The sequence below is a fragment of the Streptomyces sp. NPDC038135 genome (assembly GCF_055601245.1).
Genome location: NZ_JBVJXS010000004.1, coordinates 671,534 through 677,910 on the forward strand (window position 1 = coordinate 671,534; position 6,377 = coordinate 677,910).

Genomic DNA, 6,377 nt, shown 5'->3' on the forward strand with positions numbered 1-6,377 from the left:
CTTCGGACAGGAGGCACGTCCGTGGGAGCCGGTTCCGGCCGGGCGCCCCGGTGTTCCTTCCAGCATCCGAGCGCACCCTCCCACGGTGTCTGTCGACCAGCACCTGCTGAGAGAGGTGCGCGCGATGCCTGTCACTGGCAGCACCAGGCCTCACCCCCACGACGACGCCCCCGACACGGGCGAGTCCTTCGAGCGGCTCGCGAGCCTGCCCGACGGTCCCGAGCGGCAGACGCTCCGGGACGATCTGGTCCGGCTCTGGCTCCCCATGGCCGAGCGGATCGCCGTACGGTTCCGCGGTCGCGGGGAGTCCCTGGAAGACCTCTACCAGGTCGCCGCGCTCGGCCTCGTCAAGGCCGTCGACCACTACGACCCGGACCGCGGCCGGGCCTTCGAGGCGTACGCGGTACCCACCATCACCGGAGAGATCAAGCGCCATTTCCGCGACCACATGTGGACCCTGCACGTGCCGCGCCGGGTGCAGGACCTGCGCAACCGGGTGCGCACCGCTCTCAAGGAACTGGCCCAGACCACGCCCGGCCGGGCGCCCACGGTCGCCGAGATCGCCACGCACACGCGGCTGAGCGAGGACGAGGTGCGCACCGGCATGGAGGCGCTGGAGTGCTTCTCCGCGCTGTCCCTGGACGCCGAGGTGGCCGGCACGGAGGGGTACGCGCTCGGGGATTCGCTGGGCTCTCCGGACCCGGGATTCGACCTGGTCATCGACCGGGCCGCGGTGAAGCCGTGTCTGGCGGCGCTGCCCGAGCGCGAGCGCACCATCCTCTACCTGCGGTTCTTCGGCGGAATGACGCAGAGCCGGATCGCCGAGCAGCTGGGCATCTCGCAGATGCACGTCTCGCGGCTGCTGAGCGGCTGCTTCGACCGGCTGCGCGAGGAACTGCTCGCGGAGACAGGCTGAGCCTCAGTCCCCGTCCGTCCCCGGCACCTGCGTGGGCCCGTGACTGTCCAGGCCCTCTTCGAGCGCGGCGCGGATGTCGGGCGGGATCTCGCCGCGACGGCCCCAGATCACGATCAGCTCCGCCACGTTGCGCAGCTTGATGTTGGTGTGCTGGGAGACGTCCTTCAGTACCTGCCAGCCCTGGTCCGGGGTCACCCGGCCGAGGGCGACCATCATCCCGATGGCCTGGTCGACGACGGCGTGGGAGGAGACGGCCTCCTTCAGCTGGTCGACCTCCGCCTCCAGTTCGACGATCCGTTCCGCGTCGCTGTGCGCCATGCCTCCATCGTGTCACCCGCCTGGACGATCGGCACCGGGGTACTCGACGAGCACGTCAGGCCATTCCGGTTGGACACTGGTGCGTGAGCGGTGGCCGCCGGGCCCCGAGACTCAGGACGCGACAGACATGAACGATGACAAGCCTGCCGGCGGTGGGACGAGGACGCGCGAGCTGCTCTCGACGCACTCCGTCTTCGGCGCCCCGTGCTGGGTGAGCCTGACCAGCCGCGATCTGGGCGCGACCCAGGAGTTCTACTCGGCCCTGCTGGGCTGGCGGTGGCGCGGCGCGAAGCTCGGCGAGCACTTCCGCATCGCCCTGGCGGACGGGGTGCCGGTGGCCGGGATCGCCGCGGTCGCCTCGATGTGGCAGATGGCGGTGGCCTGGACGCCGTACTTCGCGGTGCCGGACGCCGACGAGGCCGTGTCCCGGGCCCGGGAGCGCGGCGGTACGGCGGCGGTCGGGCCGCTGTCGTTCCCACCGGGACGGGCGGCGCTGCTCGCCGACCGGGACGGGGCCACCTTCGGCATCTGGCAGGGCGAGCTGGTCGGCAACTGGGAGGCCTGGCGGCAGGCGGCCCCGACCTTCATCCGGCTGCACACCCGCAACGCCTTCGACTCGGCGATCTTCTACGGCGAGATCCTCGGCTGGGCGACCGGGGAGCCGGGCTGCTGCGAGGTCCAGTACGAGGGCGGCGAGGTGGTGCTGCGCAGCCGGGGCGACGTGGTGGCGCGCATCGACTCGGGCGCGGTCGAGGCGGCCCCGGACCCGTCCGTCCGGCCGCACTGGCAGGTCCACTTCGCGGTGGAGGACGTGGCGGGCTGTGCCCGCACCGCCGAGAAGCACGGCGGCAGCGTACTGAGCGAGGGCGAGCAGGAGGCGATCCTGCGCGACCCGGACGGCGCGCAGTTCACGGTCACCTCCCGCAACCCGCGCTGACGGTCCGCCGGCACGTTCCCGGGGCGCCCACCGGAGGGTGGGCGCCCCGAGGCACGCCGGCGGACCGTCGGTCGGATCAGCGGGCGCCGCGGGCCGGACGGCTGCCGCGGGCCGGGCGCGCCGGGCGGGAGCCGCCGGAGGGGCGGGAGAGGACGACCAGGCTGCGCGGCTCCACCCGCAGCCGGGTGCCGGCCTTGCGTTCCCGCTCGTCGGGGATGCCGTCGGGGTCGGCGGTGTCGATCAGGGTGGTCCAGCGCTCGCCGAGGGACTCGTCGGGCAGGCGGAAGACGACCGGTTCCCAGTAGCCGTTGAGCAGCACCAGGAACGAGTCGTCGATCACCCGGCGGCCGTGCGGGTCGCGTTCGGCGATGGCGTCGCCGTTGAGGAACACGCCCATCGAGTGGGCGTCCTCGCGGTGCCAGTCCCGCTCGGTCATCTCACGGGCGTCGGGCCGCAGCCACATCACGTCGGGCAGCGGCTGCCGGGCGTTGACCGGGGTCTCGCCGCGGAAGAAGCGGCGCCTGCGCAGCACGGGGTGGCGGGCGCGCAGGCCGATCACGTACCGGGTGAAGTCGGCGAGCGAGCGCTGCTCGTCCGTGATCTCCCAGTCAACCCAGGAGACCTCGTTGTCCTGGCAGTAGGCGTTGTTGTTGCCGCGCTGGGTCCGGCCGATCTCGTCGCCGTGGCAGAGCATCGGGATGCCCTGCGAGAGCAGCAGCGTGGCCAGCAGGTTGCGCTGCTGGCGGGCGCGCAGTTCCAGCACGGCCGGGTCGTCGGTGTCGCCCTCGGCCCCGCAGTTCCAGGACCGGTTGTGGCTCTCGCCGTCCTGGTTGCCCTCGCCGTTGGCCTCGTTGTGCTTGTCGTTGTACGACACCAGGTCGCGCAGGGTGAATCCGTCGTGCGCGGTGACGAAGTTGACGCTGGCGCGCGGTGTGCGGCGGCTGTGCTGGTAGAGGTCGGACGATCCGGTCAGCCGGGAGGCGAACTCGCCGAGCGAGCCGGGCTCACCGCGCCAGAAGTCCCGTACGGCGTCCCGGTAGCGGCCGTTCCACTCCGACCACAACGGCGGGAAGTTGCCCACCTGGTAGCCGCCCTCCCCCACGTCCCAGGGTTCGGCGATCAGCTTGACGCGGCTGATCACCGGGTCCTGCTGGATCAGGTCGAAGAACGCGGAGAGCCGGTCCACCTCGTGGAACTGCCGGGCCAGGGTGGCCGCGAGGTCGAAGCGGAAGCCGTCGACGTGCATCTCGGTCACCCAGTACCGCAGCGAGTCCATGATGAGCTGGAGCACGTAGGGGTGGCGCATCAGCAGACTGTTGCCGGTGCCGGTGGTGTCGTAGTAGTGCGCCCAGTCGCCGTCCACCAGACGGTAGTAGGAGGCGTTGTCGATGCCCCGGAAGGACAGCGAGGGACCGAACTCGTTGCCCTCGGCGGTGTGGTTGTAGACCACGTCGAGGATGACCTCGAGGCCGGCCGCGTGCAGCGCCTTCACCATCGCCTTGAACTCGTTGACCTGCTGGCCCGAACTGCCGAAGGCGGCGTAGGCGTTGTGCGGTGCGAAGAAGCCGATGGTGTTGTAGCCCCAGTAGTTGGCGAGGCCCCGGTCCTGCAGGACGCCGTCCTGGACGAACTGGTGGACCGGCATCAGCTCCACCGCGGTGACGCCGAGCGAGGTCAGGTGGTCGATGACGGCGGGGTGCGCGAGACCGGCGTAGGTGCCGCGCAGCCGCTCGGGGACCTCCGGGTGGACACGGGTCAGGCCGCGCACATGGGCCTCGTAGATCACGGAGTCCGCGTACGAGCGGCGCGGCGGGCGGTCGTCGCCCCAGTCGAAGTACGGGTCGGTGACCACGCCCAGCATCGAGTGCCCGGCGCTGTCCTCCGGGGAGGGGCCGTCGGGCGAGCGCTCGTACAGGGAGGCGTGGTTGTCGATCTGGCCGTCCACGGCGCGGGCGTACGGGTCGAGCAGCAGCTTGGCCGGGTTGCAGCGGTGGCCGAGCGACGGCTGCCAGGGGCCGTGCACGCGGTAGCCGTAGCGCCGGCCGGGGCCGACGCCGGGCAGGTAGGCGTGCCACACGAAGCCGTCGACCTCGTGCAGCGGGACCGGCGTCTCGGCGCCGGCGTCGTCGACCAGGATCAGCTCGACGCGCTCGGCGACCTCGCTGAACAGCGCGAAGTTGGTGCCCTCGCCGTCGAACACGGCCCCCAACGGGTAGGGGTGCCCGTTCCACACGGGCACCCCTTTCCGGGACTTCCGAGCCGTCACCGGGCGCCCTCCAGGACGCCGTCCGCGGCGGCCGGCGCGGCGAGCGCGGCCACCCGCGCCTCGCGCGGCACCTGCAGGCCCTCGCTGAGGCTCGGCGCCGGGGCGGTCGGCACGAGCGGGACGCGCTCGCCGGTGCGGGCGCGCTGCGAGAACCAGATGATCACACTTCCGGTCTCCGAGGCGCAGCAGCCCCATCCGTCGCTCATGGCGGCGATGTCCGCCAGGCAGGCCCGCAGGTCCTGGTCGGGACGCAGGTCGCGGTCGCCGCCGCCGACCGCCGTGATCAGATGCTGGCCGTTCCACCACATCTCGATGGACATGGTCTTCTCCGTGGCGTGCTGCTCGATCGCCCGCAGCAGCAGTTCGGCGCCGCGGCGGACGGGGGCCACGAGGTTGTCGAGGTCCCAGTAGCGGAGGTGGGCGCCCAGAATGCGGCTGACCTGTCCCACCCGATCCGGGCTGACTTCCACATCGATGTGGTAGTAGCAGGGCACTGCGGTCTTCATCGTCGCTTGCTCCTCACCGGCGAGGCTCTCGCTCCCTCACCCCGTCCGGGAGGGTTCCCGGACACCGAGCGTGAGCAGTGATCGCTCCTGAGTCACCTCCCACAGTGGGGTCGCTACGCCATTCGTGCAACACGAGCATCCCGAACGGCCCTAGTGGTTGAACGTCCAACAGGACGGTGCGTGTCTGTACGTGCACCATGAGTGAAAGCCTCGATCGCCGTAACGGTTCCGTGCCCACCCCTGCGCGGACACCACCCGACCGTCGGGAACGCGCCCAGTCGAGAGCGTGGAAGGTGAAGAGGGTCATGCTGCTACCCGCCAAGGCCGAAGTGGCCAGGCAGTTGCGGCGTTACCGGGCCTGGGAGCGCGTGATGCTCGCCTCGCCCCACGACCGCACGGTCCGGGCAACCTTCGAGGACTCGGGCTACACCTTGTGCGTGCTGATGGGAAAGCGCTGCGCCCGGGAGGCAGCGGACGCGGCGGAGCGCTATCTGCGCTCCACTCTGGCCGGTTACCTGCGCGAGCAGGACGGCCGGCCCCAGCCGGGCCGGGCGGCGCGGCGCGCGCCGCCTTCGGAGCGGCGTTCCACGGCGCCAAGCCCATGACCTGGCACCGTACATGGCGTTCCGCACGGACCGGCAGCGGCCGGACGTGCATCGGATCGCGGAGCCGGGCCCTGGGCCCGGCTTCGCGCACGGCGGAGGTGAGAACCATGCGCAGGACCCCGGCCATCGGCCGCGTACCGGTACGTGACGTACGGCCGGCCGTTGAGTGCGGCAGGCGCCCGGCGAAGGCGGTGGCCGGGGAGACGTTCCAGGTCACGGCCACCGTGTTCCGGGAGGGGCACGACGCCGTCGGCGCCAACGTGGTCCTGCGGGATCCGAAGGGCCGTCGCGGCCCCTGGACGCCGATGCGGGAGCTGTCCCCCGGCAGCGACGTGTGGGGCGCGGAGATCACCCCGGACGCGACCGGCCGCTGGACGTTCCGGGTGGAGGCGTGGAGCGATCCGCTGGCGACCTGGCGGCACACCGCCTCCGTCAAGATCCCGGCGGGCATCGACACCGGCCTGGTCCTGGAGGAGGGCGCCGAGCTCTACGAGCGTGCCGCCGCCGGGGTGCCCAAGGGGCCGGAGCGGGTCCTGGTCATGGAGGCCGCGCACGCCCTCGGCGACGACACGCGGTCGGTCCACCACCGCCTGAAGCCGGCGCTGTCGCCGGAGGTTGAGGGGGTGCTGTCGCGGTTCCCGTTGCGGGAGTTGGTGACCGCGTCGGAGGCGATGCCGCTGCTGGTGGAGCGCGAGCGCGCCCTGTACGGCTCGTGGTACGAGTTCTTCCCGCGCTCGGAGGGCACCGCGGAGCGGCCGCACGGCACGTTCCGCAGTGCCGAGCGGCGGCTCGAGGCGATCGCGGAGATGGGCTTCGACGTCGTGTACCT

7 protein-coding genes are annotated in these 6,377 nt (G+C 71.9%); 4 read left to right on the forward strand and 3 right to left on the reverse strand.

What is annotated here, in order from left to right:
• Window positions 1–124 precede the first annotated feature (124 nt).
• Window positions 125–916, forward strand: coding sequence for an RNA polymerase sigma factor SigF (locus ACZ7JA_RS14870; protein ID WP_351670005.1), 792 nt, complete (start codon window positions 125–127; stop codon window positions 914–916).
• A gap of 3 nt (window positions 917–919) precedes the next feature.
• Here ACZ7JA_RS14870 and ACZ7JA_RS14875 read toward each other — a convergent pair whose 3' ends face one another.
• Complete coding sequence (locus tag ACZ7JA_RS14875) at window positions 920–1,234, reverse strand: ANTAR domain-containing protein (protein WP_351670007.1); 315 nt, start codon at window positions 1,232–1,234, stop codon at window positions 920–922.
• 127 nt (window positions 1,235–1,361) lie between these two features.
• Between ACZ7JA_RS14875 and ACZ7JA_RS14880 the strand changes: the two genes are divergently transcribed.
• Window positions 1,362–2,171 carry a VOC family protein gene (locus tag ACZ7JA_RS14880; protein WP_351670010.1) on the forward strand — a complete coding sequence of 270 codons (810 nt, stop codon included), beginning with the start codon at window positions 1,362–1,364 and terminating at the stop codon, window positions 2,169–2,171.
• A gap of 76 nt (window positions 2,172–2,247) precedes the next feature.
• Here ACZ7JA_RS14880 and glgX read toward each other — a convergent pair whose 3' ends face one another.
• Window positions 2,248–4,410 (reverse strand): glycogen debranching protein GlgX, encoded by a 2,163-nt coding sequence (glgX, locus tag ACZ7JA_RS14885; protein ID WP_470808561.1) that lies wholly within the window; start codon window positions 4,408–4,410, stop codon window positions 2,248–2,250.
• A gap of 23 nt (window positions 4,411–4,433) precedes the next feature.
• Window positions 4,434–4,943 (reverse strand): MerR family transcriptional regulator, encoded by a 510-nt coding sequence (locus ACZ7JA_RS14890; protein ID WP_351670013.1) that lies wholly within the window; start codon window positions 4,941–4,943, stop codon window positions 4,434–4,436.
• 305 nt (window positions 4,944–5,248) lie between these two features.
• Here ACZ7JA_RS14890 and ACZ7JA_RS14895 point away from each other — a divergent pair, with 305 nt between their 5' ends.
• Both ACZ7JA_RS14895 and ACZ7JA_RS14900 read left to right on the forward strand, forming a co-directional pair.
• The gene (locus ACZ7JA_RS14895; protein WP_143634047.1) at window positions 5,249–5,548 is read left to right on the forward strand and encodes a DUF5133 domain-containing protein; all 300 of its coding nucleotides are present in this window, start codon (window positions 5,249–5,251) and stop codon (window positions 5,546–5,548) included.
• 107 nt (window positions 5,549–5,655) lie between these two features.
• Window positions 5,656–6,377: maltotransferase domain-containing protein (locus ACZ7JA_RS14900; RefSeq protein ID WP_470808514.1), on the forward strand; the 722-nt coding region annotated here is incomplete at its 3' end.

Excerpts from the sequence above, each read along its gene's own strand:
- ACZ7JA_RS14870 (WP_351670005.1), top strand. The coding sequence starts at position 125 with ATGCCTGTCACTGGCAGCACCAGGCCTCACCCCCACGACGACGCCCCC.
- ACZ7JA_RS14875 (WP_351670007.1), bottom strand. The coding sequence starts at position 1,234 with ATGGCGCACAGCGACGCGGAACGGATCGTCGAACTGGAGGCGGAGGTC.
- ACZ7JA_RS14880 (WP_351670010.1), top strand. The coding sequence starts at position 1,362 with ATGAACGATGACAAGCCTGCCGGCGGTGGGACGAGGACGCGCGAGCTG.
- ACZ7JA_RS14890 (WP_351670013.1), bottom strand. The coding sequence starts at position 4,943 with ATGAAGACCGCAGTGCCCTGCTACTACCACATCGATGTGGAAGTCAGC.
- ACZ7JA_RS14895 (WP_143634047.1), top strand. The coding sequence starts at position 5,249 with ATGCTGCTACCCGCCAAGGCCGAAGTGGCCAGGCAGTTGCGGCGTTAC.